At 59.1% G+C, this 26,771-nt stretch carries 25 protein-coding genes; 9 read left to right on the top strand and 16 right to left on the bottom strand.

The genetic code is table 11. The features are described 5' to 3' along the window. Nucleotides 1-27 precede the first annotated feature (27 nt). On the top strand, nt 28-930 hold the full coding sequence (fieF, locus tag CVE23_RS21355) for a CDF family cation-efflux transporter FieF (protein WP_038917476.1): 903 nt from the start codon (nt 28-30) through the stop codon (nt 928-930). A gap of 257 nt (nt 931-1,187) precedes the next feature. Next, nucleotides 1,188-2,150 carry a 6-phosphofructokinase gene (pfkA, locus tag CVE23_RS21350; RefSeq protein WP_038664512.1) on the top strand — a complete coding sequence of 321 codons (963 nt, stop codon included), beginning with the start codon at nt 1,188-1,190 and terminating at the stop codon, nt 2,148-2,150. Nucleotides 2,151-2,209: 59 nt separating this feature from the next. Here the strand turns inward: pfkA and CVE23_RS21345 are convergent, their stop codons facing one another. Further along, nucleotides 2,210-2,464 (bottom strand): hypothetical protein, encoded by a 255-nt coding sequence (locus CVE23_RS21345; RefSeq protein ID WP_049842589.1) that lies wholly within the window; start codon nt 2,462-2,464, stop codon nt 2,210-2,212. Nucleotides 2,465-2,487: 23 nt separating this feature from the next. Between CVE23_RS21345 and aguB the strand changes: the two genes are divergently transcribed. Both aguB and aguA read left to right on the top strand, forming a co-directional pair. Beyond that, complete coding sequence (gene aguB, locus CVE23_RS21340; protein ID WP_038917478.1) at nt 2,488-3,372, top strand: N-carbamoylputrescine amidase; 885 nt, start codon at nt 2,488-2,490, stop codon at nt 3,370-3,372. A 3-nt stretch (nt 3,373-3,375) separates the two neighbouring features. Next, nucleotides 3,376-4,476, top strand: a complete 1,101-nt coding sequence (gene aguA, locus CVE23_RS21335; protein WP_100850292.1) for an agmatine deiminase — start codon at nt 3,376-3,378, stop codon at nt 4,474-4,476. A gap of 97 nt (nt 4,477-4,573) precedes the next feature. On the opposite strand, the gene phoA is transcribed toward aguA, so the two are convergent. The 3 genes from phoA to CVE23_RS21320 all read right to left on the bottom strand — a co-directional run bounded on the left by phoA (nt 4,574) and on the right by CVE23_RS21320 (nt 7,687). Then, a complete protein-coding gene (phoA, locus tag CVE23_RS21330; protein WP_100850291.1) occupies nt 4,574-6,028 on the bottom strand; it encodes an alkaline phosphatase in 1,455 nt (484 codons plus the stop codon). Nucleotides 6,029-6,181: 153 nt separating this feature from the next. Next, nucleotides 6,182-6,952, bottom strand: coding sequence for a triose-phosphate isomerase (gene tpiA, locus CVE23_RS21325; protein ID WP_038909994.1), 771 nt, complete (start codon nt 6,950-6,952; stop codon nt 6,182-6,184). Nucleotides 6,953-7,093: 141 nt separating this feature from the next. After that, nucleotides 7,094-7,687, bottom strand: coding sequence for a DUF1454 family protein (locus CVE23_RS21320; RefSeq protein WP_100850513.1), 594 nt, complete (start codon nt 7,685-7,687; stop codon nt 7,094-7,096). A 148-nt stretch (nt 7,688-7,835) separates the two neighbouring features. Between CVE23_RS21320 and CVE23_RS21315 the strand changes: the two genes are divergently transcribed. Next, nucleotides 7,836-8,261 carry a DUF805 domain-containing protein gene (locus CVE23_RS21315; protein ID WP_038664530.1) on the top strand — a complete coding sequence of 142 codons (426 nt, stop codon included), beginning with the start codon at nt 7,836-7,838 and terminating at the stop codon, nt 8,259-8,261. Nucleotides 8,262-8,274: 13 nt separating this feature from the next. Here the strand turns inward: CVE23_RS21315 and fpr are convergent, their stop codons facing one another. The 4 genes from fpr to CVE23_RS21295 all read right to left on the bottom strand — a co-directional run bounded on the left by fpr (nt 8,275) and on the right by CVE23_RS21295 (nt 12,658). After that, nucleotides 8,275-9,021 (bottom strand): ferredoxin--NADP(+) reductase, encoded by a 747-nt coding sequence (fpr, locus tag CVE23_RS21310; protein ID WP_100850290.1) that lies wholly within the window; start codon nt 9,019-9,021, stop codon nt 8,275-8,277. Between the two features lie 109 nt (nt 9,022-9,130). Continuing rightward, the gene (glpX, locus tag CVE23_RS21305; RefSeq protein ID WP_038664536.1) at nt 9,131-10,141 is read right to left on the bottom strand and encodes a class II fructose-bisphosphatase; all 1,011 of its coding nucleotides are present in this window, start codon (nt 10,139-10,141) and stop codon (nt 9,131-9,133) included. 132 nt (nt 10,142-10,273) lie between these two features. Then, nucleotides 10,274-11,785: a glycerol kinase GlpK gene (glpK, locus tag CVE23_RS21300; RefSeq protein WP_038917484.1), complete on the bottom strand. Its 1,512-nt coding sequence runs from the start codon at nt 11,783-11,785 to the stop codon at nt 10,274-10,276. Nucleotides 11,786-11,812: 27 nt separating this feature from the next. Then, nucleotides 11,813-12,658, bottom strand: coding sequence for an MIP/aquaporin family protein (locus CVE23_RS21295; RefSeq protein ID WP_038664541.1), 846 nt, complete (start codon nt 12,656-12,658; stop codon nt 11,813-11,815). A gap of 550 nt (nt 12,659-13,208) precedes the next feature. Here CVE23_RS21295 and zapB point away from each other — a divergent pair. After that, entirely contained in the window at nt 13,209-13,451 is a 243-nt protein-coding gene (gene zapB / locus CVE23_RS21290; RefSeq protein ID WP_013315893.1) for a cell division protein ZapB, read from the top strand. Nucleotides 13,452-13,514: 63 nt separating this feature from the next. Here zapB and rraA read toward each other — a convergent pair whose 3' ends face one another. The 7 genes from rraA to priA all read right to left on the bottom strand — a co-directional run bounded on the left by rraA (nt 13,515) and on the right by priA (nt 21,861). Beyond that, nucleotides 13,515-14,000 (bottom strand): ribonuclease E activity regulator RraA, encoded by a 486-nt coding sequence (gene rraA / locus CVE23_RS21285; protein WP_012767894.1) that lies wholly within the window; start codon nt 13,998-14,000, stop codon nt 13,515-13,517. A 158-nt stretch (nt 14,001-14,158) separates the two neighbouring features. After that, entirely contained in the window at nt 14,159-15,076 is a 918-nt protein-coding gene (locus CVE23_RS21280) for a 1,4-dihydroxy-2-naphthoate polyprenyltransferase (protein WP_038669173.1), read from the bottom strand. Between the two features lie 139 nt (nt 15,077-15,215). Further along, on the bottom strand, nt 15,216-16,547 hold the full coding sequence (hslU, locus tag CVE23_RS21275) for an HslU--HslV peptidase ATPase subunit (RefSeq protein ID WP_038664546.1): 1,332 nt from the start codon (nt 16,545-16,547) through the stop codon (nt 15,216-15,218). 9 nt (nt 16,548-16,556) lie between these two features. After that, the gene (hslV, locus tag CVE23_RS21270; RefSeq protein WP_012767897.1) at nt 16,557-17,087 is read right to left on the bottom strand and encodes an ATP-dependent protease subunit HslV; all 531 of its coding nucleotides are present in this window, start codon (nt 17,085-17,087) and stop codon (nt 16,557-16,559) included. Nucleotides 17,088-17,172: 85 nt separating this feature from the next. Continuing rightward, nucleotides 17,173-18,105, bottom strand: coding sequence for a cell division protein FtsN (ftsN, locus tag CVE23_RS21265; RefSeq protein ID WP_071605138.1), 933 nt, complete (start codon nt 18,103-18,105; stop codon nt 17,173-17,175). A 51-nt stretch (nt 18,106-18,156) separates the two neighbouring features. Next, a complete protein-coding gene (cytR, locus tag CVE23_RS21260) occupies nt 18,157-19,227 on the bottom strand; it encodes a DNA-binding transcriptional regulator CytR (RefSeq protein ID WP_038917486.1) in 1,071 nt (356 codons plus the stop codon). Between the two features lie 435 nt (nt 19,228-19,662). After that, the gene (gene priA / locus CVE23_RS21255) at nt 19,663-21,861 is read right to left on the bottom strand and encodes a primosomal protein N' (RefSeq protein WP_100850512.1); all 2,199 of its coding nucleotides are present in this window, start codon (nt 21,859-21,861) and stop codon (nt 19,663-19,665) included. 275 nt (nt 21,862-22,136) lie between these two features. Between priA and rpmE the strand changes: the two genes are divergently transcribed. Beyond that, nucleotides 22,137-22,352, top strand: coding sequence for a 50S ribosomal protein L31 (gene rpmE / locus CVE23_RS21250; RefSeq protein ID WP_013315900.1), 216 nt, complete (start codon nt 22,137-22,139; stop codon nt 22,350-22,352). Between the two features lie 133 nt (nt 22,353-22,485). On the opposite strand, the gene metJ is transcribed toward rpmE, so the two are convergent. Continuing rightward, on the bottom strand, nt 22,486-22,803 hold the full coding sequence (gene metJ, locus CVE23_RS21245) for a met regulon transcriptional regulator MetJ (RefSeq protein WP_013315901.1): 318 nt from the start codon (nt 22,801-22,803) through the stop codon (nt 22,486-22,488). A gap of 188 nt (nt 22,804-22,991) precedes the next feature. On the opposite strand from metJ, the gene metB reads away from it, so the two are divergent. Together metB and CVE23_RS21235 are read left to right on the top strand one after the other, a co-directional pair. After that, nucleotides 22,992-24,152 carry a cystathionine gamma-synthase gene (gene metB, locus CVE23_RS21240; protein ID WP_038917487.1) on the top strand — a complete coding sequence of 387 codons (1,161 nt, stop codon included), beginning with the start codon at nt 22,992-22,994 and terminating at the stop codon, nt 24,150-24,152. 2 nt (nt 24,153-24,154) lie between these two features. Continuing rightward, complete coding sequence (locus CVE23_RS21235) at nt 24,155-26,590, top strand: bifunctional aspartate kinase/homoserine dehydrogenase II (protein WP_038917488.1); 2,436 nt, start codon at nt 24,155-24,157, stop codon at nt 26,588-26,590. Nucleotides 26,591-26,771 lie beyond the last annotated feature (181 nt).

The raw sequence follows: 26,771 nt of genomic DNA, 5'->3' as shown, positions 1-26,771 counted from the left end.
GGCCCCCTCGCTTGAATGGAATTGTGTATGAATTCTCATTACGCGCGCCTGGTGACGACAGCCGCTTTTCTGGCTACCGCCACGGCGTTATCTCTGTTTGGTATGAAGGTGTACGCCTGGTGGTACACGGGGTCGGTCAGTTTGCTGGCGTCGCTGGTTGATTCGCTGGTGGATATCGCGGCGTCGCTGGTTAATCTGCTGGTGGTGCGTTACTCGTTGCAACCCGCCGATACGGAACATACGTTCGGGCATGGCAAAGCCGAGTCGCTGGCCGCGCTGGCGCAGAGCATGTTCATTTCCGGTTCGGCGCTGTTTTTGTTATTGACCGGCGCCCAGCATCTGATTACCCCGCAGCCGTTGCAAGGGCCTGAACTGGGGATGTGGATTACCATTATCGCGCTGGTGGTGACGGGGTTGCTGGTAGCATTCCAGCGCTGGGTAATCCGCAAAACCCATAGTCAGGCGGTGCGGGCGGATATGCTGCATTACCAGTCGGACGTCCTGATGAATGGCGCGATTTTGCTGTCGCTGGCGTTGAGCTGGAAAGGCGTTAATTGGGCCGATGCGGTGTTCGCACTGGGGATCGGCGTCTATATTTTAGGCAGTGCGTTGCGAATGGCCTATGAGGCTATTCAGGTGTTGCTGGATCGGGCCTTGCCGGACGAGGAGCGGCAGGAAATCGTCAATATCGTGTCCTCATGGCCGGGCGTAAGCGGTGCGCATCAGTTGCGGACCCGTCGTTCAGGTCCGACCCGTTTTATCCAACTGCATCTCGAAATGGCGGATAACCTGCCGCTGGTGGAATCACATCAGATTGCGGACGAACTGGAGCAGGCATTGCTCAAGCGTTTCCCCGGTTCAGACGTTATCATTCATCAGGATCCCGTCTCGGTAGTGCCGCAGGAACAGCGTGGTCGCTGGGTGTTATAGACCGCCAGCATGCTGGCACGCAACATGTGTCATGTTGTGCTTTTTGAGACGAACCAAACGGCGGGAGAACACCGCCGATACCAGAAAGTGTTGTAAAAATGTGATATGCGGTGGCTTTTTATGGGGCGTGATGCCTGACCTGAATCAATTCAGCTACGGGTATTTGTTATAATATGCTGATAAACGGTTAGGCTTTGTCCTGTGAGCCTTGAGATAGAAGAATCTGCGAGTTTACATCTACAAATCCAGAGGTTGTCATGATTAAAAAAATCGGAGTACTGACGAGCGGTGGCGATGCGCCGGGCATGAATGCGGCCATTCGTGGCGTGGTGCGAGCAGGGTTAGCGGAAAACCTGGACGTATACGGCATCTATGATGGCTATCTGGGTTTGTACGAAGATCGCATGGTGCAGTTGGACCGCTATAGCGTGTCGGATGTGATTAACCGCGGCGGCACGTTCCTTGGGTCCGCCCGTTTTCCGGCGTTCCGCGAAGAAGCGGTGCGTCAGGTGTGCGTGGAAAACATGAAAAAACGCGGCCTGGATGCGCTGGTGGTGATCGGCGGCGACGGTTCCTACATGGGGGCCAAACGCCTGACGGAAATGGGTTTCCCCTGCATCGGTTTGCCGGGCACCATCGATAACGACGTTGCCGGCACCGACTACACCATCGGTTATTTCACCGCGCTGGAAACCGTGGTGGAAGCGATTGACCGCCTGCGTGATACCTCTTCTTCGCACCAGCGTATTTCCATCGTGGAAGTGATGGGGCGTCATTGCGGCGATCTGACGCTGGCGGCGGCGATTGCCGGGGGGTGTGAGTTTATCGTGCTGCCGGAAGTCGACTTCAAAAAAGAAGACCTGGTGGAAGAGATCAAAGCCGGGATCGCCAAAGGTAAAAAGCACGCCATCGTGGCCATTACCGAACTGGTGTGCGATGTGGACGAACTGGCGCACTATATTGAGCAGGAAACCGAACGTGAAACCCGCGCCACCGTACTGGGCCACATCCAGCGCGGCGGGTCGCCGGTGGCCTACGATCGTATCCTCGCCTCCCGCATGGGCGCGTACTCCATCGAACTGCTGCAGCAGGGCTACGGCGGCCGGTGCGTCGGGATCCAGAATGAAAAACTGGTCCATCATGATATTATCGACGCCATCGAGAACATGAAGCGCCCGTTCAAAGGCGACTGGCTTAACACCGCCAAGAAGCTGTTCTGATGTATGCCCGGCGACGGCCGGGCCGAAAAAGCAAATCCCGCTCTCCAGGGCGGGATTTCTTATTTGGAAATAGAAAACAGGTTGGGAAACAGAAAACGGCAAAACCATCGGCGAACGATTCGAGTGCCGGCAGTCGGCGGCAGGAGGCTCTGTGCATCTTCACCGTCATGATTCGCTGGCATAATGGCGCCGCTTTGCTGTGCCGCGTCGCGTATGACGGCGTTCGCCGGGCACAGGGTGATTTGTTGACCTAAACTTTTTACCAGACTCTTGCTATTACCCACGCCGCTGGCGGCGCAGGCATGAGCACCCATACAGAAATTATTGAGGTTTTCGCATGACAAAAGTTACCGTTGCCGCCACTCAGATGGCCTGCACCTGGGATTTGCCAAAAAATACCGAAAACGCCGAAAGGCTGGTGCGTCAGGCGCATGCTCAGGGGGCACAAATCATTCTGATTCAGGAACTGTTTGCCGCGCCTTATTTCTGCATCGACCAGAGCCCGGAGCATTATGCGCTGGCGCAGGAGCTGGCAACCAGCCCGCTTATCAAACATTTCTCCGCGCTGGCGGCCGAGCTGGAAGTGGTGCTGCCGCTGAGTTTCTTCGAGCGTGCCAATAACGCCTACTATAACTCGCTGGTAATGATCGATGCCGACGGCAGCGTGCTGGATGTGTATCGTAAAACCCATATTCCGAACGGCCCGGCTTATCAGGAAAAACAGTTCTTTATTCCGGGCGACACCGGTTTCAAAGTGTGGCAGACCCGCTACGCCAAAGTGGGCGTGGGCATCTGCTGGGATCAATGGTTCCCGGAAACCGCCCGTTGCCTGGCGCTCAAAGGCGCTGAGTTGATTTTCTACCCGACCGCCATCGGTTCCGAGCCGGCGTACCCGGAAATCGACAGCCAGCCGCACTGGACTCGCGTACAGCAGGGCCATGCCGCCGCCAACCTGATTCCGGTGATCGCCTCCAACCGTATCGGCACCGAAGCCAGCAAATACATCGACGGTCTGGAAATGACCTTTTACGGTTCATCGTTCATCGCCGATCAAACCGGTGCGCTGGTAGCGCAGGCCAACAAGACGGATGAAACGGTGCTGGTGCACGAGTTCGATCTGGACGCCATCGCCGCGCAGCGCGCTTCCTGGGGCCTGTTCCGCGACCGTCGCCCGGACATGTACGGCGTAATCGGCACTTCTGACGGCAAGACCTGGAGATAAGTGATGTCTGAACTGACCACGCCGTTGCAGGACGGTTTCTCCATGCCGGCGGAATGGGCGCCGCACGACGCCGTGTGGATGTTGTGGCCGTATCGCCGCGACAACTGGCGCTCACAAGGGGATGTCATTCCCGCTCAGCGCACCTTTGCCGCCGTTGCCGCCGCCATTGCGCAGACCACGCCGGTCATCATGGGCGTGCCACGCGACCAGATGGCGCTCGCCAAAAGCGTCATGCCGGCCGGCGTCACGCTGGTGGAGATGGAAAGCGATGACGCCTGGATGCGCGACACCGGGCCGACCGTGGTGCTGAACGACGCCGGCGAACGCCGTGGCGTCGACTGGCAGTTCAACGCCTGGGGCGGCGCGCTGGGCGGACTGTACGAAGACTGGAGCCGTGACGAAAAGGTCGCCGCGCAGGTGCTGGCGTATCACGGCGATGCGCGTTATGCCGCGCCGCTGATTCTGGAAGGCGGCTCCATCCACACCGATGGCGAAGGCACGCTGCTGACCACCGCCGAGTGCCTGCTGAACCCGAACCGCAATCCGCACCTGAACAAGGCGCAGATTGAACAACTGCTGCGGGATTATCTCGGCGTGACCGCCTTTATCTGGCTGGAAGACGGCGTGTATAACGACGAAACCGACGGCCACATCGATAACATGTGCTGTTTTGTACGCCCCGGCGAAGTGGCGCTGCACTGGACGGATGATGAAACCGACCCGCAGTACGCCCGCTCTCAGGCGGCGTATCAGGTGCTGTCGCAGGCGAAGGACGCGCAAGGCCGGTCGCTGAAAATCTGGAAACTGCCGGCGCCGGGCCCGCTGTACGCCACGCCGGAAGAAGCGGCGGGCGTGACCGACGGCAATGCCATTGAACGTAACGCCGGGTCGCGGCTGGCGGGGTCGTACGTCAATTTCCTGATCAGCAACCAGCAGATCATTTACCCGTTGCTCGATGAACGCACCGACGCGCAGGCGCAGGCGCTGCTGCAACAGATGTTCCCTGACTACCGGATAAGCGGCGTGCCGGCCCGCGAGATCCTGCTGGGCGGCGGCAACATCCACTGTATTACCCAGCAAATTCCGGCGGCGAAATCGGCGTAGTCGTTTAACCCGTTGTTGTCTATCAGATAAAAAGGCAGGTTTCGCACCTGCCTTTTTGATTATTGCGGATCGATGGTTACGCAGTCGGATGCCGGGATTATTTCAGCCCCATCGCGTTTTTCATGGTGTAGAACAGGTCGGTCTGGTCGGTCAGGCCCACCACGTTGGCGGCGTGCGGACCGTAGGCGGCGATGCGCAGCTGGGTGCCGGTGTGTCCCTGCGATTCCTCTTCCGAGTTACCGTAGCTGATGGTCATCACGGCGTTATCTTTGGTGTTCAGCGCCTGCGTCAGGCCCGGCGCTTTGGCGCCGTTTTCGACGATCTGGCTGGAGTGGGCGTGGTCGGCGGTGACGATCACCAGCGTGTTGCCGTCGCGACGGGCGAATTCCAGCGCTTTCTGCACCGCTTCGTCCAGATCTACCGTTTCACCGAACTGGCCGCACGGGTTGGCGGCGTGGTCCTGCTTGTCGATAGAGGCGCCTTCCACCTGCAGGAAGAAACCGTTTTTGTTCTTGCTCAACAACTGGATGGCCTTATCGGTCATTTGCGCCAGTGTCGGCACGCCGGCGCCGCGTTGGGCGTTGGGTTCACAGGTCACTACCGGTTTATCGAGGTTGCCGTGGTAGCTGGCTTTCGGCCCCTGCCAGCGCACCGGCATGTTGCCGTCGGCGAACAGGCCCAGCACCGGTTTGCTCTGACTGGCGGCGGTAACGGCATTCATGCCGTCCAGATCGGTTACGAGGTGGTAGCCCAGCGCTTCCGCCTGTTCTGTCAGGCTTTTACCCTGATATTTACCTGCTTTGGCGATTTCTTTGAAGGTGGCTGCGCCGCCGCCCAGCGTAACATCGGCGCGGGTAACCAGCAGCTGTTCGGCGATAGAGCCGCGACCGCCGTTTTCCAGCGCGTTGGTCGGGCACTGCTGGCTGGTTTTTTCCGGGCCGTAGCACTTACGCGAGGTGACGTGCGACACCATTGCGGCCGGCGTGGCGTCTTCCAGTTCGGCGGTGGAGACGTTGCCGGTGGCTTTGCCCGCCGTTTTGGCGATTTCAATCAGCGTCTTATGGTCTTTGCCGTCCACATCCACGCCCAGCGCGCCGTTGTAGGTTTTGACGCCGCTGGACCAGGCGGTGGCCGATGCGGCGGAATCGGTAACGTAATCCGGTTTGCGGGTTTTCTTGTCCAGCGAGTAGTGAGTGTATTGGCCGGTCAGCGGCAGCGCGTCAATGCCTTTGAAGAAACCGCCGGCGCCCAGCGCGTAGTTGCGTGCAGCCGTGATTTCAGAATCGCCCATGCCGTCGCCAATCAGCAGAATCACGTTTTTGGCGGTTTTCCCGTTGAGCGAGGCCTTCAGCATCTCGGTCTGATCGGCGCTGAGGCGGCGCGCGCCGCCGGGCTGGGTGATGTCGCCCTGAGCCTGGCGGTGGTAATCGGCGCTGGCGGCCAATGCGCTGCCGGCGATAAGCGTCATCATCAGGGAAGAGAGCAGGGTTTTGCTGATCAAGGTTTTATTGATCAAAGTTTTGCGGATCAAAGCCTTACGGGTCATGGTCATTCACTCGCAGTTAAATTAAGTAACAAATAAACATGTGCGGTAAAACCTAGACAGAGAAAATGACAGAATGATGAACGCGGTCGGTATGGGTGGAAAAAAGGCATAAAAAAACGGCCCCGAAGCGGAGCCGTTGCGTGATATCAGCGAGGCTAATCAGGCCTGGCTTTTGGCTTCGGCGGCAGCTTTGACGATGACCGCGAAGGCGTCGGCTTTCAGCGACGCGCCGCCAACCAGCGCGCCGTCGATGTCCGGCTGGGTGAAGAGTTCAGCGGCATTGGCGGCATTGACCGACCCGCCGTACTGAATGATGACCTGCTCGGCTACCGCTGCATCCTGTTTGGCGATGTGGTTGCGGATGAATTTATGCACCGCCTGCGCCTGCGCCGGGGTGGCGGATTTGCCGGTGCCGATGGCCCAGACCGGCTCGTAGGCAATCACGGTGTTTTCGAACGCTTTCGCGCCCAGCGTGTTCAGCACGGCGTCCAGTTGACGCGCGCATACGGCTTCGGTCTGGCCGGCTTCGTTTTCGGCTTCGGTTTCACCGATGCACAGTACCGGAATCAGGCCGGTTTCTTTCAGCACGGCGAATTTTTTAGCGATGAACTCGTCGCTTTCGTGATGATAGGTACGGCGTTCTGAGTGGCCGATGATGATGTATTGGGCGCCGATGTCTTTCAGCATGGCGGCGGAGGTTTCACCGGTGAAGGCGCCGGCAAGGTTGACGTCCACGTTCTGGGCGCCCAGTGCGATACGGCTGCCTGCCAGCAGGTGTTTAGCCTGATCCAGATAAATAGCCGGCGGCGCGATGGCTACGCCGCAACCCGTTACGGCGCTCAGTTCATTGCGCAGGCCGGCGATCAGTTCGTGAACCATGCTGGTGCTGCCGTTCAGCTTCCAGTTGCCCATGACTAAGGGGTGTCGCATCTTGTTTCCTCCAGGCGAATTGCCAGTTAATCAATACATGGCTGCGTCAGGCAGCCAATCTGACGATGATACAAAACTGACGATAGTATAGAGTCGAAATGGCACGGTGGCTCTGTTTTTCGTGCCTAATTCTCGATGTGATCACGAATCAGATAGCGCCAGCTTAATCGGTTCAACAGCGAAAGTTAGCCCTTTTTCGCCATGATCCGCCACGACGTAGCGCAATGCTCCTTCCGTTTGCTGGTAAAAGCGCTGCCCTTTGCCTTTTTCCAGCAACGTTTCGATCTTTTTCAGGCTTTGCTCGGTGGTCAACGACGGCATAAAGGTGCGCACCAGCGCCGCCATGTAGCCGATAGCCTGTTTGCGTCGACCACTCTGGTCGGTATCTTTCGGTTTGGGCAGCCAGGTAATCTGCATGGTTTTGATCTTGCCGGTGCCTTTTTCCAGCGCGGTGGAAGAATACAGACGATCGTTGATGCGGCTGGCGGCGCGCGTCAGATTGGGCGAGTCATCGCCGGTATCGACCACCCGGTATTCTCTAATCGGCAACGACGGGTTGCTCAGGTTATAACGGGTGCGAAACTGTACGATGGTCATGTCGAACGTGGGAGAGCCTGACAGCAGATAAGGCGCGGCGGTCGGGGGTTTTTGCTGGAACAGACCGTCACTCCTGGCAAACGGGGTGCAGAGTAGGCCAGCAGACAGGCAACAAACAATCAACAGGGCATTTTTCATCATCAATTTATCAGTATCGTCACGTACCGTTGGCATGCTGTGTGATTAAAACGGGATTCGGACTCAATTGTCAAAACGTGCGATAAAAAACCCGGCCTGACTTAAGGTAAACTCACGTCCGTAGAACCGCATTCGGGGATGGAAAGTGATGACGATACAACAATGGTGTTTTTCGTTTCGCGGCCGTGTTGGCCGCCGGGATTTCTGGTTAGGGATGGTGATTGTGCTGGCGCTAATGGTGGGGTTGTTCATGCTGGCCGGTACCGGCTGGCTGGAAACCCAGAAAGCGGCGTTCGTGCTGGTGGTGTTGATGTGGCCGCTGGCGGCGATACTGGTCAAACGGCTGCATGACCGCAACAAAAGCGGCTGGTGGGCGTTATTACTGGTGGTGGCCTGGATGCTGGGCAACGGCAACTGGTCGATGCTGCCGCCGCTCGGTCAGTGGGGGGTGGGGAGTTTCCTGCCTGTGTTGATTGCCGTGATGATGCTGCTGGATTGCGGCGCGTTTGTCGGTACGGCTGGCGCAAATCGTTTCGGACCGGCGGCGGAGCCGTTGCGGCTCCGCGCTTCCTGAATCTCGCTCGTCGTTACCAGTAGTGCTCGCTGGTCATATGGCCGGGACGACGGCGCAGGTGTTTGCTCATCTGCCGCGTGTCTTTGAGCAACTGCTGGGTATCCCGCACCATCTGCGGGTTGCCGCACAGCATCACGTGGCTGGTCGCCGCGTCCATCGGCAGGCCGACCGCCGCCTCCAGCGCACCGCTTTCAATCAGCGCCGGCACGCGGCCGGTGAGCGTGCCGGGCTGTTCCTCGCGGCTGACCACGGTCTGGATGCGCAGCTTGCCGTCATAGCGCTGTTCCAGCTGTTGCATCAGCGGCAGGTAGCTGAGATCGCGGGCGAAACGGGCGGCGTGCACCAGCACGATATGTTTGAACCGTTCCAGGTCGCGCCCTTCCTGCAGAATCGACAGATACGGGCCGATGGCGGTGCCGGTCGCCAGCATCCACAGCGTGTCGCAGTCCGGAATCTCGTCGAGCACGAAGAAGCCGGCGGCTTCCTGCGTCACCAGCACCTCGTCGCCCGGCTGGCAACGGTGCAGATGCGGGCTGAGCTTGCCGTCCGGCACGTTGACCAAGTAAAACTCCAGCAGATTGTCGCTGGGAGCGTTGACGTAGGAATAGGCGCGTTGCACTCGCTCGCCGTCCAGTTCCAGCGCCAGCTTGGCGAACTGCCCGGCGGTAAACGGCGCCACCGGCGCTTCCAGCCGCAGACTGAATAAGTTTTCCGTCCAGTGTTCAACCTGAATAACCTTGCCGGTCACCCACTCTGCCATGGTTCTATGCTCCTGTTTTGATCTCTCGGGTGTCACAGGGCTGCGCGCAGCCAGACCTTACGATACGCGATCTGTTAACAACAGTGAAACAATTCGTGCCTTGTCGCGACTACAGCAAAAAGGCGTGCAGCGCCTGATCTTTGCGGTCCAGATAATGGGTAGAACTGATGCGGCGGATGGTGCGCGACTTGCCGCGGATCAGCAGGGTTTCGGTGGTGGCGATGTTGCCGCGGCGGGAAATGCCGTCGAGCAGATCGCCCTTGGTGATGCCGGTGGCGGAAAATATCACGTTGTCGTTGCGCGCCATGTCGCCCAGCATCAGTACCTTGCCGGCTTCGATGCCCATTTCACGGCAGCGCGCCAGTTCCTGCTCGCCCAGCCGACGGTTTTCCGCATTGTCTTCCTTCACCTGGTGACGGGCCAGCAGACGCCCCTGCATGTCGCCGTCTAGCGCGCGGATCACTGCCGCCGAGATCACGCCTTCCGGCGCGCCGCCGATGCCGTAGAGCACGTCGACCTCGCTTTCCGGCATGCAGGTCAGAATAGAGGCGGCCACGTCGCCATCAGGAATGGCGAACACTTTTACGCCCAGCCGCTGCATGTCGGCGATCACCCGATCGTGGCGCGGTTTGGCCAGTGTGATCACGGTGAGCTCGCCGAGCGGCTTGCCCAATCGTTCTGCAACCCGTTTCAGGTTGTCTTCCAGCGGACGGTCAAGGTCGATAGCGCCTTTGGCCTGCGGGCCGACAATCAGTTTTTCCATGTACATGTCGGGCGCGTGCAGGAATGCCCCCTGTTCACCCACCGCCAGCACCGCCAGCGCGTTAGCCTGCCCCATCGCCGTCATGCGGGTGCCTTCGATCGGATCGACGGCGATGTCTACCGCGTCGCCGTGCCCGGTGCCCACCTGCTCGCCGATGTAGAGCATCGGCGCTTCATCGATTTCGCCTTCGCCGATGACGATTCGACCGTTGATGTCGACCTGATTGAGCATGATACGCATCGCCTGCACCGCAGCGTTGTCGGCGGCGTTCTTATCGCCACGGCCCAGCCATTTGTAACCGGCCAGCGCGGCTGCTTCGGTAACGCGGGAGAATTCGATGGCTAATTCACGTTTCATGGGTACCTGTCTTGAACGGGGAATAAAGGAATTGTCGGGGCATTATGGTAGCACAGGCGTGATGACGGACGAGGGGCGAGGTGGAAGGAAAAAGGGCGCGATAGCCGCGCCCGATCAAGGATAGCGATGATTTTACTCGTCGTGTTCTTCCCACGCGCGGGCGCGTTCCACCGCTTTTTGCCAGCCGCGGTAACGGAAGTTGCGTTCCACGGTTTCGATGCTGGGACGGAACTCCCGCTCGATGGCGGTCTTGCTCTTCACTTCGTCCAGATCATTCCAGAAACCCGTCGCCAGACCGGCGAGGAATGCCGCCCCCAGCGCGGTGGATTCACGCACCTGCGGACGCTCGACGCGGGTGCCCAGAATGTCGGACTGGAACTGCATCAGGAAGTTGTTGGCGACCGCGCCGCCGTCCACCCGCAGCGATTGCAGGCGAGTATCGGCGTCGGCCTGCATCGCGTCCAGCACGTCGCGGGTCTGGTAGGCGATGGATTCCAGCGTGGCGCGGATGATGTGATTGGCGTTAACGCCGCGGGTCAGGCCGAAAATTGCGCCGCGGGCGTACGGGTCCCAGTAGGGCGCGCCCAGCCCGGTGAACGCCGGCACCACATAGACGCCATTGCTGTCTTTCACCTTGGTGGCGAAGTATTCGGAGTCCATCGCATCGCCAATCAGTTTCAGTTCGTCGCGCAGCCACTGGATCGACGCGCCGCCGATAAATACCGCGCCTTCCAGCGCATAGTTCACTTCGCCGCGCGGGCCGCAGGCGATGGTGGTCAGCAGGCCGTGTTTGGAGCGTACCGCTTCGGTGCCGGTGTTCATCAGCAGGAAGCAGCCGGTGCCGTAGGTGTTTTTCGCCATGCCGGGATGTACGCACAGTTGGCCGTACAGCGCCGCCTGCTGGTCGCCGGCGATACCGGCGATGGGAATGCGGGTGCCGCCTTTGCCGCCGATGTTGGTCTGGCCGTAAACCTCGGAGGACGGGCGCACCTGCGGCAGCATCGCGCGCGGGATATCCAGCACTTCCAGCATGCGTTCGTCCCAGTCCAGCGTATGGATGTTGAACAACATGGTGCGGGAGGCGTTGGTGTAATCAGTGACGTGGACGCGACCCTGAGTCATTTTCCAGATAAGCCAGGTGTCGATGGTGCCGAAAAGCAGCTCGCCGCGGCGGGCGCGTTCACGTGAGCCTTCCACATGGTCGAGGATCCATTTGACCTTGGTGCCGGAAAAATACGGGTCGACCACCAGGCCGGTGTTGGCGCGGATGTACTCTTCCAGCCCGTCTTTTTTCAGTTTTTCGCAGATGTCGGCGGAGCGGCGGCATTGCCAGACGATGGCGTTGTAGATGGGTTTGCCGGTTTCTTTTTCCCATACCACGGCGGTTTCACGCTGGTTGGTGATACCGATGCCGGCGATTTCGTCGCTGCTGATGCCGGCTTTCGCCAGCGCTTCCACCAGTGTGGAGCTTTGCGAGGCCCAGATTTCCATCGGGTCGTGTTCTACCCAGCCCGCTTTGGGGTAGATCTGGGTAAATTCCCGCTGGGATACGCTGACGATGTTGGCGTCATGGTCCAGTACGACAGCTCGTGAGCTGGTGGTTCCCTGGTCGAGCGCGACGATGTATTTTTTTTCCTGGTTCATAAACGTAATCCTGTGAGCGGAGTAGGGTTAGACCTTACGGGTTTGGGCTGACGCTGCCGTGTCGTTGTCTGTCGCGCAGACATCGCAGGGCAGGTTGCGGCCAATCAGGGTGCGATAGCTGAACGCGCCCAGACAGGCGCCGACAATCGGGCCGAAAATCGGTATCAGCATATAAGGAATATCGCGCCCGCCGGTCAGTGCAATCTTGCCCCAGCCAGCGAAATAGGCAAACAGCTTCGGACCCGCGTCACGCGCCGGGTTCATGGCAAATCCGGTCAACGGCCCCATCGATGCGCCGATCACCGCGATCAGAATACCGATCAGCAACGGCGCCAGCGGCCCGCGCGGAATGCCGTTGCCGTCGTCGGTCAGCGCCAGAATCAGGCACATCAGAATGGCGGTGATGACCATTTCCACCAGGAAGGCCTGCAAGACCGAAATATGCGGGTTGGGGTAGGTGGAGAAGATCCCGGCCAGATCGAGGCTTTCCACACTGCCGCGCACCATATTGTGCGTCTGCTCGATATTGTCGAACAGGTTGTGATAGAGGCCGTAGACCAATGCGGCCGAGCAGAATGCGCCGGCCACCTGCGCGAGGATATACGGCATCACTTTGCGGCCGTCGAAGCAGGCGAACAGCCATAATGCAATGGTCACCGCCGGATTGAGGTGCGCGCCGGAAATCGCGGCGGTCAGGTAGATCGCCATGGCGACGCCCAACCCCCAGATAATGCTGATTTCCCATTGCCCGAAGCTGGCGCCCGCCAGTTTCAAAGCCGCCACACAGCCAACGCCAAAGAAAATCAACAGGCCAGTGCCGAGAAACTCGGCGATGCACTGGCCTTTAAGGGTAGAAAGTTCAGATTGACTCATAATGCTTGTTCCTGCTTGTAGGCTACAGCATGGATGGTTGACGCAGGCCGATGGAATAACCTGCGCGTTTCTGGTCTGTCCCGTCGGTCCTGGAAGGATTCACGGCCAGACTCTTTTTGTATTTCGGATGTGAATTTATCGTTAATGCTCGAAAACGAGAAATATCGAAATCAAAATGTGTGTGATGCGTCAAGAAAATGCGCGCATTCGCGTAATTAGCGACAAAGCACTCATCTGCCCGCCGGGCGGGTGTTAACAGGGGTGTTAAATGCATTAACATTAAAGCTGTTTAATAATGATCAGGGTGATTTTCAGTCTGTGCTGATAGCGTATGAGCGAAAAAGCAGGCAGAGTCGCTGTTTTACCGGCGGTGCGCTGGACACGCCTGATCCGGCTACATACAATTTGGCTGGCGTTTACGTCGGGCGCGCCAGCGCCGGGGTGTGAAGACGTGAGGCATCTGTTGATGAAATGCCGTCCGTGACGCACCCGTTCGTGGTACATCTGCGTTAACCGGCTTATGCCGTGCGATCAAAAGGGGTTAGAAGTTATGTCATTTGAAGTGTTTGAGAAGCTGGAAGCGAAAGTTCAGCAGGCGATTGACACGATCACGCTGTTGCAGATGGAAATCGAAGAGCTGAAAGAGAAGAACAATACGTTGTCGCAGGAAGTGGAGAGTATGGCGGGCAACCGTGATGCGTTGATGCGCGAGAACGAGCAGTTAAAGCAGGAACAGCTGGTATGGCAAGAGCGCCTGCGTGCGCTGTTGGGTAAAATGGAAGACGTTCAGTAATCGCCGAAGTCAGACAGACGGGATGCGCACAGGGCGTCTGTTGACGCCCTTGGGTATCGCCTGTTATTCCAGATCGAGCGGGTCTTCAGACAGAATGATGCCGGTATTGTCGGCATACAGATGGTCACCGGAGAAGAAGGTCACGCCGCCGAAATTCACCCGGATATCGGTTTCGCCGATGCCTTCGCTGGCCGCCCCCGCCGGGGTCGCCGCCATCGCCTGAATGCCGATGTCCAGCTCCGACAGGTCATCGACCTGACGCACCGCACCGTACACCACGATGCCTTCCCACTCGTTCTGCGTAGCCAGCCGCGCCAGTTCAGCGTCAACCAGCGCCCGGCGAACGGAGCCGCCGCCGTCGACCAACAGCACGCGTCCGCTGCCGTTTTCTTCCAGCACGTCGAACAGCAGGCCATTATCCTCAAAGCATTTCACCGTGATGATTTTGCCGCCGAATGAACTACGCCCGCCAAAGTTGGAGAAAAGAGGCTCAACTACATTGACCTCTTCATGATAGATATCACACAGTTCGGAAGTATCGTATTTCATAGGAGTAACGTCTGTTGCCGCTGGAAGTGTGAGACTGAGTATATCCCTTTCTGTTTGTTGTTGGCAAAATCATCAACTGCGGCTTTGACCCGCATCAGTAATCGGTAGTGATTTTGCCAACCGGGACAAGCCGTTACTCTGCCTCAGCGGGCATGCGCCTAGCTCAGCAGCACGCCCACCGCGAACAGCAGATTGGTAAGCAACGCGCCCTTGACGGTTTTTTCCAGCATCGGACGCATGCTGAACGCGGTGGTTTCCCGCATCACGTAGCGCCCCTGCTTCACCAGCAGCGGCAGCGCCAGAATAAACAGCCAGCCTGCCAGCGTATGCAGATAAAGCATGGCGAACAGCGCCAGACAGACCGGCGCCGTCATCAGCAGCACCATGTGGTAGCGCCGGGCCTTGTGAGCGCCGAGCCTTACCGCCAGCGTGTTCTTGCCGTTTTCCCGATCGCTGTCGATATCGCGCAGATTGTTGATGTTGAGCACCGCGACGGCCAGCAAACCACAGGCGGTGGCGGGCAGAATGACGCTGCTGTCGAAGTAGCCGGTTTGCAGGTAGTACGACCCGGCCACGCTCAGCCAGCCGAAAAAGATCAGCACCGAGATGTCGCCAAGCCCAATATAACCATACGGTTTATTGCCGACGGTATAGGTAATGGCGGCCAGAATCGCCAGCAGGCCGAGCGCCAGAAACACCACGATGTCCACCGGCTTTTCGCAGGCCAGCGCGACCAGCGCGCTGCCGGAAATCGCCGTCAGCGTCACGGTAATGAGCAGAGCCTTGCGTAGCTCCTGCAGGCTGATGGCGCCGGTCTGGATGCCGCGTAGCGGGCCGATGCGGTCTTCCTTGTCGCTGCCTTTCACGGCGTCGCCATAGTCGTTAGCCAGATTGGAGAGGATTTGCAACAAGCCGGCGGTAATCAGCGTCAGCAGCGCCACGCCGGGCTTGAAGTTGCTGTGCCAGCAGGCGATGACGGTGCCGGTAACGATGGAGGCAAAAGCCAGCGGCAGCGTCTTGGGACGCAGGCTGTCCAGCCAGGCTTGGGTTTTGCTGCTATGTGTCAATTGGGTCATGGTGTTAATGGGCCATGGTATCAGCCAGATTGTGGCGCGTTCAGTTCTGGAAAATAAAGCCTGGTGACGGTGATAAAAACAGCAGTGGGAGGCATTGGCCTCCCACTGGTCAGTCATCAGTGCGATCCGTGAACACGGATTATAAGATAAATCGGCTCAGATCTTCATCTGCTACCAACTCATCAAGGTGACTGCGTACATAATCTGCATCGATCGTCACGGTTTGGCCGTTCATTTCGCTGGCGCCGTAGGATACTTCTTCGATCAGTCGTTCCAGCACCGTGTGCAGACGGCGGGCGCCGATGTTCTCCGTGCGCTCGTTAACCTGCCAGGCCGCTTCCGCGATACGACGGATGCCGTCCGGCTGGAACGTGATGTTGACGCCTTCGGTTTCCATCAATGCCTGATACTGACGGGTCAGCGACGCGCTGGGTTCGGTCAGAATACGTTCGAAGTCTTCGGTGGTCAGCGCCTGCAATTCCACGCGAATCGGCAGACGACCCTGCAGCTCGGGGATCAGATCCGACGGGCTGGCGACCTGGAACGCGCCGGAGGCGATGAACAGGATGTGGTCGGTTTTCACCATGCCGTGCTTGGTGGACACGGTACAGCCTTCCACCAGCGGCAGCAGGTCGCGCTGCACCCCTTCGCGGGACACGTCCGGACCGGAGGTGTCGCCCCGTTTGCAGATCTTGTCGATCTCATCGATGAACACGATGCCGTGCTGCTCTACCGCTTCGATCGCCTGTTGCTTAAGCTCTTCCGGGTTGACCAGCTTGGCGGCTTCTTCTTCCACCAGTAGCTTGAAGGCTTCGCGAATCTTGATCTTGCGGTTTTTCTGTTTCTGACCCGCCAGGTTCTGGAACATTGACTGCAACTGATTAGTCATCTCTTCCATGCCCGGAGGGGCCATGATTTCGACGCCGACGGGAGCCGCCGCCAGCTCGATTTCGATCTCTTTATCGTCAAGCGACCCTTCGCGCAGTTTCTTGCGAAACGCCTGACGGGCGGCAGACGGCTCGTGATTCTCTTCCGTCTGGCCCCAGTTGTTCTTGGCCGGCGGAATCAGTACGTCCAGAATGCGCTCCTCGGCCAGCTCTTCGGCGCGGTAGCGATTTTTCTCCATCGACTGCTGGCGCACCATCTTGATGGCGACATCGGTCAGGTCGCGGATAATCGAGTCTACTTCCTTGCCGACGTAGCCCACTTCGGTGAATTTGGTCGCTTCCACCTTGATGAACGGGGCGTTGGCCAGCTTGGCGAGACGACGGGCGATTTCGGTTTTCCCCACCCCGGTCGGGCCGATCATCAGAATGTTTTTCGGGGTGACTTCATGGCGCAGGCTCTCTTCCAGCTGCATGCGGCGCCAGCGGTTACGCAAGGCAATCGCCACGGCGCGCTTCGCTTTGTGCTGGCCGATGATGTAGCTATCAAGCTCGCTGACTATTTCGCGCGGGGTCATTTCAGACATAGTAGATCCTTACGCCTTGGAGGCTAATTCTTCAATCGTGTGGAACTGGTTGGTGTAGATGCAGATGTCACCCGCAATACCCAGTGATTTTTCGACAATCTCCCGGGCGCTTAATTCGGTATTTTCCAGCAGGGCGCGCGCGGCAGCCTGCGCGTAGGGGCCGCCGGAGCCGATAGCGATCAGATCGTTTTCCGGCTGAATCACGTCGCCGTTGCCGGTGATGATCAGCGACGCGTTTTCGTCGGCGACCGCCAGCAGCGCTTCCAGCCGACGCAGCATGCGGTCGGTGCGCCAATCTTTAGCCAGTTCCACGGCGGCCTTCACCAGATGCCCTTGATGCAGCTCCAGCTTGCGTTCGAACAGTTCAAACAGGGTAAACGCATCGGCGGTGCCGCCAGCGAATCCGGCGATAACCCGGTCGTTGTACAGACGGCGTACTTTACGCACGTTGCCTTTCATTACGGTGTTGCCCAGGGTGGCCTGTCCGTCTCCGCCAATCACGACCTGACCGTTGCGGCGTACGCTTACAATTGTTGTCACGAGTTTATCCCCGTTACTGAGAAAAAGGCCCCCGCGCGGACGCGGGGCATATTGACGATAAACATGGGGGAGGGGCGGGGGGTTTTCAACCCCCGCTGGCTAACGGGATGCAGTTGGATTGCCCCATGCCTTTGAGTTTTTGTGCCATTTTGTCGGCCACGGTACGGCTGTTGTACGGCCCGAGCATAATCCGATGCCAGCCGCCGCTGCTGGCGATACGGCTTTCGACGCCGGCAAACGCCAGTTCCGCTCTTACCGATTCGGCAGGCTCCGCTGTTTTGAACGAACCGCATTGCACCATCCAGCGTTGTTCTTTCTCTGGCTTGGTGTTCTCTGCTGTCTTGCTGTCGGCTTTGGCGGTTTCTTTGGCTGCCGTTTCAGTTTTGACGGCCTCTTTACGGGGCTCTGTCTGCACCGGTTTCTGCGCCGTCTGTGCCGGTGGCGTCGTCGCCTGGGTCGTATGATGCTGGCTGGCCGCCGGAACGGCAGTCGTGGTACGCGGCGGCGTCGGCGGCGTCATGGTGCTGGTATTGGGCACGATCGGCACGACCGTCTGCGGCCTGGGCGCTACCGAGCGGGCCGGCATCTGGCTTTGATCGTTGTAGGGCACTTCCGTCAGCGTGGTCGGCTGGCGTTTCATGTCCGACTGCATCTGCTCCAGCAGTTGCCGCTGTTCATCGGTAAGTTGGCCCGTCGACTGGATTTCTCCGCCCGCCGAGGGTTCGGTCGGCGAAGCAACGCCAATCTGCCGGTTTTCCAGTTCCTTGATATAACGCCAGCGCTCTTCCGGTTTAGGCGGCAACCCGTTGCCTTTGGTCCCCTGATGCGGCAGGACCGGCGATTCGTCCGGCTTATTGTGGGCGATAAAATAGAGTCCGCCGGCAAACGTGACCAGCACGGCAACGGCCAGCGCTATCATCGTCTTGGATGCGCCCGAGGACCCGCCTCGTTTCCGGCTGGATGTTTTTTTCCGGCGCGTTCCAGAACGCCCCCGGCTGACATAGTCTCGTTGTGCCACAATCGTTTCGTTGCGAAAAAAATAAGTAACAGGTCGCCATGTTACTGAACCCTAAAATGTTTGACCAGCACCGGAATTCTTAAAGCCTGTAACACGCAGAGACGGCGCGGCGGTGCTGTCGCGGATAATCAGCTGGCTGGATATCAGCCGCGACCCCCGCTGGACCTTGTGTTGCTGCAATTGAGCCAGCAGCAATAGCATGGCTTCGCGACCGATATCGTAGCGCGGCTGGGAAACGGTGGTCAGCGCCGGAAAGCAGTGGCTGGCCTGCGCGATGTCATCGAACCCGACCAGCGACAGGTCACGCGGCACGTCCAGCCCCATTTTGCGCGCCTGCGTCAGCGCCCCCAGCGCCATGACGTCGCAGTGGCAGAAAATCGCGGTGGGCGGCGTGGGGTGCGACATCAACCGTATCAGGCCGCGGGAACCGGTGTCATAGCTGAAGTCGCCGCGCACGATGTACTGGTTGTCGATCACCAGCCCGCAGCGGCGTAACGCCTGAATATAGCCCTGTAGCCGGTATTCGCTGATCGGAATCTGTTCCGGACCGGCGATACAGGCGATGCGCCGGTGCCCCAGCTGATTGAGATAACTGACGGCCTCGAACGCCGCGGTCAGGTTATCGATGTGTACGGTGGGCATATCCAGCTCAGGGGCGAACTCATTTGCCATCACCATCGGCGGCAGATGACGGCGTTCGTCCTTGCCGGCATCAAACGGCAGCTGCGAGCCCAGCAGCAGAATGCCGTCGATCTGCCGGGTAGTGATCAGGTCCAGAAAGGTCTTTTCCGTTTTGCGCTGGTGGGCGCAATCGCCAATCAGTACCAGATAGCCGCGTTCCGCCGCCGTTTCCTCAATACCGCGCAGCATTTCGGTGAAAAAGGGATCGCAGATATCGGGAACGAGCGCCAGAATCGTTCTCGACTCATGCCGTTTCATATTACGGGCAAGATTTTGTGCAGAGTATCCCACCGCCAGCGCGGCCTGCTCCACCTTTTGGCGGGTGGTGGCCGACACCTTCTCAGGATTGGTCAAGGCGCGGGACACCGTTGCGGTGGATACGCCGGCCTGGTCGGCAACGTCTTTCATCGTTGCGGGCGGGATGAATTTTTTCTGCTCCAACGCATTTCCTCCTTGCGTCAGCGTTTACTGGCGCCGTAGTCAAGGGACCGCTATCAAAGGCCGGCCACCGTTTTTCAGGATGTCTGATTTTGCCATGCGCCGTCATGAAACGCGGCATGACCAGGCGGTGCTGTCGTGAAGTATCGTATGGTTCAGGGTTCCCGACCGGACATGCTCCGTGCGGGCGGCGACGGTATCGGGAGCCCTATGCACAGGTATAGCACTGGGTGGCGGGTTGTCACCCCGGCGCCTGGCGTCCGGTGTTGTGCCAACCGCCTGATCAGCATACTGCTTCCGCCATCACTCTTAACAGATTGCATTCAATATTTATCGAATAATTTACGCAGGCGCAGCCTGAATTATCTGTTTCTCGGGGCTGTTCGCAAAAAATGCCGCTGCTGCTGGCATCAGATATTCCGGCGGCTCAGAATCGGCTCAATTGTCCGTCGGGTCGACATCCATCACCCATTTCACTTTGCGCGTTTGCGGCAGGGTATCGATCAACGGCATGGAATTGCGGATCAGTCGTTGCAGCGTGGCGCGCGACGGATGCTGCAGCAGCAATTGCCAGCGAAAACGCCCGGCACGCTTGGGCTGCAGCGCCGGCACCGGTCCCATCAACCACAGCGAGTCGTCGCGCAGCGGACTGGCTTCCAGCAGATTGCGTAACTGTTGCAGGAACAGGCTGGCCTGCTGATTGTCGTGGTCATCGGCCCGGAACAGCACATGGCTGGTAAACGGCGGCAGGAACACGCTCTGGCGTTCTTTCAGCGTCTGGCTGGCGAAAGCGTCGTAGCCCTGATGCAGCAGCGTCTGCAACAGCGGATGCTCCGGGTGATGGGTTTGCAGCACCACTTCGCCCGCCTTGCCGGCGCGACCGGCGCGACCGGACACCTGGGTGTAGAGCTGGGCGAAGCGTTCGGTGGCGCGGAAGTCGGCGGAAAACAGCGAGCTGTCGACATCCAGCAACGCCACGAGCGTGACGTCGGGAAAGTGGTGGCCTTTGGCGAGCATCTGGGTGCCGATCAGAATGCGGGCGCCGCCCTGGCGAACCTGCGCCAGTTGCTGCTCCAGCGCCCCTTTGCGGCTGGTGGTATCGCGATCGATACGGGTGATCGGAGCCTCGGGAAACAGCGTCGGCAACGCTTGTTCCAGCTGTTCGGTGCCCAGACCGACCGGCACCAGATGGGTAGAGCCGCACTGCGGGCATTGCTGCGGTATCGGACGCTGGCTGTCGCAGTGGTGGCAACGCATCATCCGTTGATGCTGGTGCAGGGTGTAGTAGCTGTCGCAGCGCTGGCATTCGGCGATCCAGCCGCATTCATGGCACAGCACCACCGGCGCGAAACCCCGGCGGTTGAGAAACAGGATGACCTGATTGTCCGCGGCCAGGTGATGGCGGATGCGGTTGATTAACGGCTGCGACAAACCGGTGGTCAGCGGCAGCCCTTTCAGGTCCAGCAAATGTTGCTGCGCCAGTCGGGCATTGCCGGCGCGCTTGCTAAGACGCAACTGGCGGTATTTGCCAATCTGCACGTTATAAAGCGTTTCCAGCGCCGGCGTGGCCGACCCCATGACGATGGGAATGTCTTCCTGCCGGGCGCGGAACACCGCCAGATCGCGGGCGTGATAACGCCAGCCTTCCTGCTGCTTGTAGGAGCCGTCGTGTTCTTCGTCGATGACGATCAGCCCCAGTCGGGCAAAAGGGGTAAACAGCGCGGAACGGGTGCCGATGACGATGGCTGCTTCGCCTTGTCTGGCGCGCAGCCACACCGACAGCCGCTCGCCGTCGTTCAGCCCTGAATGCAGCGCTTCCACCGGCGCGTTGAACCGATCGCGGAAGCGGGCGATGGTTTGCGGCGTCAGGCCGATTTCCGGCACCAGCACCAGCGCCTGCTTGCCTTGCGCCAGAATATTTTCCAGCACGCTGAGGTAGACCTCGGTTTTGCCGGAGCCGGTAATGCCCGCCAGCAGCCAGGCGGCAAAATGATCGTCTTCGCTGCGTATGGCGCCGACGGCGGTAGCCTGTTCGGTATTAAGACGCAGGCGCTCGCCCGTCAGGCTGAAATCGTTGCGCCAGTCCCGCACCTGCTGCGGCAGCGCGCGCAGTTCGCTCAGCCCTTTTTCACGCAGCGCCTGCAGCGCGGCTTCCGTCAGCTCGGTTTCCGCCATCTGATGGCGGTACAGCGGCCCTTGTAGCAGCGCCGCCAGCGCCTGCTGTTGCTTGGGCGCCCGTTTCAGTGCGTTCAGCGGCGTGGCGCGCCCCTGCTCGGTAGCGAACCATTGCCAGAGCGGCGCGCTATGGGCCGGTTTCCCCTGGCGGAGCAATATTGGCAGGGCATGGAACAGCACCTCGCCAAGCGGATAGTGGTAATACTCCGCCGCCCACAGCAGGATGCGCCACAGACTGTCCGGAAACAGCGGGGCGTCGTCGAGCACGTCGTGCAGCGGTTTAAGCTGTTCCAGCGGCAGTTCGCTACCGGCGCTCAGGGCAGTGACGATACCGATCATCTTACGGTTGCCGAAGGGAACGCTGACGCGCACGCCCGGCACCGGCGGCGTCATGCCTGGCGGCAGCCGGTAATCAAACGTGCGCGTCAGCGGTACCGGCAAGGCAACCTGAACAACGGGCATGGTCTCTGCGTTCAAATGCGTCATGAAAGTCTTACGTCATGCATGAGGGTTTGTCTGCCGTCACGGTACTGTGCGCGGATGCGTTGTGCAATCTTGCGCGCCATCTTGTTTATCCGGGGCGGCGAGTCCGCACGGATCCAATTGCATCGGGTGGTTAATTTCTGTATGATCCGCCGCCTTTATACCTTGTGGTGTAAAGAACATTTCACTCAACTTCGTGTGGTGTCTGGCGGAACAGGGCTGGATAGCGACACGGCCTTAAACAGAGGTTTCCCATGAAAGAAGGTATTCACCCGAATTACGTTGAAATTACCGCTACTTGCTCTTGCGGTAACGTCATCAAAACCCGTTCCACTGCTGCTCATGACCTGAACCTGGACGTGTGCGGCGCTTGCCACCCGTTCTTCACCGGCAAACAGCGTGTCGTTGACACCGGTGGTCGTGTTGAGCGTTTCAACAAACGCTTCAGCGTCCCGGGCACCAAAAAATAATTGGTTTTTGCACCGGGGCGGAAAACCGGTTAACTGTTTTTCCAGCCAAAACTGTTTTCCGTCCAAAACAAAGGCACCTGCGGGTGCCTTTGTTGTTTCTGATGTTTTTTCCCATCCGCTCCAAACGGGTGATTTAGTATTCCCACGTATCCGGGTCGATCCCCATCTCACGCATAATTGCCTTGGCGGCATCGGGAATTTCGTCGCCGCGTTCTTTACGCAGGTCGTCATCATTCGGTAAGGGTTGGCCGGTAAAAGCGTGCAAAAACGCCTCACACAGTAACTCGCTATTGGTTGCGTGACGCAGGTTGTTGACCTGACGACGGGTACGCTCGTCTGTCAGTATCTTCAGTACCTTCAAAGGGATAGATACGGTGATCTTCTTAACCTGCTCACTCTTCTTGCCGTGTTCAGCGTATGGGCTTACGTATTCGCCATTCCACTCAGCCATGGGATACCTTAAATATTGATCGTGATAAAAACAGTCACTGGCACAAAACACCATAATTCTAACGATTATTATAGGGATGCTCAATCTATACGCAAAGAAGTTTAGAAGTCCAGATGTATTGACGTCTATATCGTCCGGGTTTACTCTTTAATCTCTTTACCTCAGTCCTCCAGTCAGGAAAAGCACCGATGACGCGTAAACAGGCTACTATCGCAGTCCGCAGTGGGTTAAACAATGACGAGCAGTTCGGTTGCGTTGTTCCCCCGATTCATCTCTCCAGCACCTACAATTTCACCGGCTTTAATGAACCCAGAGCGCACGACTATTCCCGGCGCGGCAACCCGACCCGTGATGTGGTTCAACGCGCGCTGGCGGAACTGGAGGGGGGCGCGGGCGCGGTCATGACCAGCAGCGGCATGTCGGCGATTCTGCTGGTCTGTACGGTGTTTTTGCGGCCTGGCGACCTGTTGGTGGCTCCGCTCGATTGCTACGGCGGCAGCTACCGTTTGTTCGACAGCCTGAGCAAACGTGGCGCCTACCGGGTGAAATTCGTCGATCAGGGCAATGCGGCCGAACTGCAGGCGGCGCTGGCGGAAAAACCGAAGCTGGTGCTGGTGGAAAGTCCCAGCAACCCGCTGCTGCGCGTGGTGGATATCGCGGCTATCTGTCAGGCGGCGCGCGACGCGGGCGCAGTGAGCGTGGTGGATAACACCTTCCTGAGCCCGGCGTTGCAAAATCCGCTGAAGCTGGGGGCGGATCTGGTGGTGCACTCTTGCACCAAATACCTCAATGGTCATTCGGACGTGGTAGCCGGCGCGGTTATCGCCCGCGATCCAGCGGTGGTGACGGAGCTGGCCTGGTGGGCCAACAACATCGGCGTGACCGGCGCGGCCTTTGACAGCTACCTGTTGCTGCGCGGTCTGCGCACGCTGTCGCCGCGTATGACGCTCGCGCAGAAGAATGCGCTGCAAATTGTGGAGTATTTGCGGCATCAGCCGCTGGTGAAAGCGTTGTATCATCCGTCTTTACCCGAGAATGCCGGTCATGAGATTGCCCGTCGGCAGCAGTCCGGTTTTGGCGCGATGCTGAGTTTTGAGCTGGATGGCGATGAAGGTACCCTGCGCCGTTTTCTGGCCGCACTGGAATTGTTCACGCTGGCGGAATCGCTGGGCGGCGTAGAGAGCCTGATTTCTCACGCGGCTACCATGACCCACGCCGGCATGGCGCCGGAAGCGCGCGCCGCCGCCGGTATCTCGGAGACGTTATTGCGTATTTCTGTCGGCATTGAGGACGGCGACGATCTGGTTGCCGATCTGGACAGAGCATTTCAGGCAGCAGCCAAGAGGTAACAATGAGTGCGTTAGGGATAGCAGCGGCCGTGAAGGGACGGCAACTGCACAAATTCGGCGGCAGCAGCCTGGCTGATGTGAAATGTTATCAGCGCGTCGCCGGCATCATGGCGGATTACAGCCAGGCGGGCGATTTGATGGTGGTATCGGCGGCGGGCAGCACCACCAACCAGTTGATCAGCTGGTTAAACCTCAGCCAGTCGGACCGGATTTCCGCCCATCAGGTACAACAGTCGCTGCGCCGTTATCAAAGCGAGCTGATTTCCGGTTTGCTGCCGGCCGAAACGGCAGCGCCGCTTATCAATGAATTCATTCGCGATCTGGAACGTCTGGCCGCGTTGCTGGATGGCAAGCTCACCGACGCCGCCTACGCCGAGGTGGTCGGGCACGGCGAAATCTGGTCCGCCCGTTTGATGGCGGCGGTATTGAATCAGAAAAAACTGCCTGCCGCCTGGCTGGATGCGCGTACCTTCCTGCGCGCCGAGCGTGCGGCGCAGCCGCAGGTCGATGAAGGTCGTTCCTGGCCGCTGTTGCAACAACTGCTGACCCAGCATGCCGGGCAGCGTCTGGTGATTACCGGTTTTATCAGTAGTAACGACGCAGGCGAAACCGTCCTGCTGGGCCGTAACGGCAGCGACTATTCCGCTACGCAGATTGGCGCGCTGGCTGGCGTCGAGCGCGTCACCATCTGGAGCGACGTGGCCGGCGTCTACAGCGCTGACCCGCGTAAGGTGAAAGACGCCTGCCTGTTGCCGCTGCTGCGGCTGGATGAAGCCAGCGAGCTGGCCCGTCTGGCGGCGCCGGTATTGCATGCCCGCACCCTGCAGCCGGTTTCCGGCAGCGATATCGATCTGCAATTGCGCTGCAGCTACCAACCTGAACAAGGGTCGACCCGCATTGAGCGCGTGCTGGCCTCCGGCACCGGCGCCAAGATTGTCACCAGTCATGATGATGTTTGTCTGATTGAGATTGGCGTACCGGCGGAGCACGATTTTGCCCGCACCCACAAAGACGTCGAACAGTTGTTGCAAAAATCCCAGATCCGGCCGCTGGCGCTGGGCGTGCATCAGGATCGCAACCTGCTGCAGCTGTGCTACACCTCGGAAGTGGTGCATAGCGCCTGGCAGGTGCTGGAGCAGGCGGCGTTGCCGGTATCGCTTCATCTGCGCGAAGGGCTGGCGCTGGTGGCGCTGGTGGGGGCGGGCGTTTGCCGCAACCCGCTGCACAGCCACCGTTTCTACCAGCAACTGCGCGACCAGCCGATTGAGTTCGTCTGGCAGGCGGAAGACGACATCAGTCTGGTGGCGGTGCTGCGTGTAGGGCCGACCGAGCATCTGGTGCGCGGTCTGCATCATTCGCTGTTCCGGGCGGAAAAACGCATCGGGCTGGTGTTGTTCGGCAAAGGCAACATCGGTTCGCGCTGGCTGGAGCTGTTCGCCCGGGAGCAGAGCCTGATTTCGGCGCGCACCGGTTTTGAGTTCACGCTGGCGGGCGTGGTGGACAGTTCCCGTAGCCTGCTGAATTACGACGGGCTGGACGCCAGTCGTGTGCTGGCTTTCTTCGGCGATGAAGCGCAGGAACGTGACGACGATGAGCTGTTCCTGTGGATGCGCGCCCATCCGTATGATGATTTGGTGGTGCTGGATGTGACCGCCAGCCAGTCGGTTGCCGATCTCTATCTGGATTTCGCCAGCTATGGTTTCCATGTGATCAGCGCCAACAAACTGGCGGGCGCATCCGGCGGCGACAACTATCGGCAGATCCGCGACGCGTTCGCCAAAACCGGGCGTCACTGGCTGTACAACGCCACCGTTGGCGCCGGGTTGCCGGTGAACTATGCGGTACGGGACCTGCGTGAAAGCGGCGATAGCATTCTGGCTATCAGCGGTATCTTCTCCGGCACGCTGTCATGGTTGTTCCTGCAGTTTGACGGCACGGTGCCTTTTACCGAACTGGTGGATCAAGCCTGGCAGCAGGGATTGACCGAGCCGGATCCGCGCGTCGATCTTTCCGGTCAGGATGTGATGCGCAAGCTGGTTATTCTGGCGCGCGAAGCGGGTTATGAAATCGAGCCCAATCAGGTGCGGGTGGAATCGCTGGTGCCTGCCGGATGCGAGAACGGTTCGGTGGATCAGTTCTTTGAAGACGGCGAGCCGCTGAATCAGCAAATGTTGCAGCGACTGGAAGCCGCCAACGAGATGGGGCTGGTGCTGCGCTATGTCGCCCGCTTCGATGTCAACGGCAAGGCGCGCGTAGGCGTGGAAGCCGTGCGGGCGGATCATCCGCTGGCGGCGTTGTTGCCGTGTGATAACGTGTTCGCTATCGAAAGCCGCTGGTATCGCGATAACCCGCTGGTGATTCGCGGCCCGGGAGCCGGTCGCGACGTAACGGCCGGGGCGATTCAGTCGGATCTCAATCGGTTGGCGCAACTGTTGTAATCGTGTCGGTTGAAATCGCGTCAGTTGAAATCAGACAGCGTTAGCCATCATGTCTTAAAGCCCGCAGCCGCGGGCTTTTTTATGCCTTCGATTCCTCCAGTGGCGAGGGCCGCGTTTTTTGCCAATACTGAGGGTGCATCCCTTACATTTCATGTGTGTTTTTTCTGTGATGAGGCATGAC

The organism is Dickeya fangzhongdai (genome assembly GCF_002812485.1).
In the GTDB taxonomy this organism is placed as follows: domain Bacteria; phylum Pseudomonadota; class Gammaproteobacteria; order Enterobacterales; family Enterobacteriaceae; genus Dickeya; species Dickeya fangzhongdai.
Note: the sequence above shows the minus strand (reverse complement) of the source record. Positions and strands in the feature narration are given on the sequence as shown.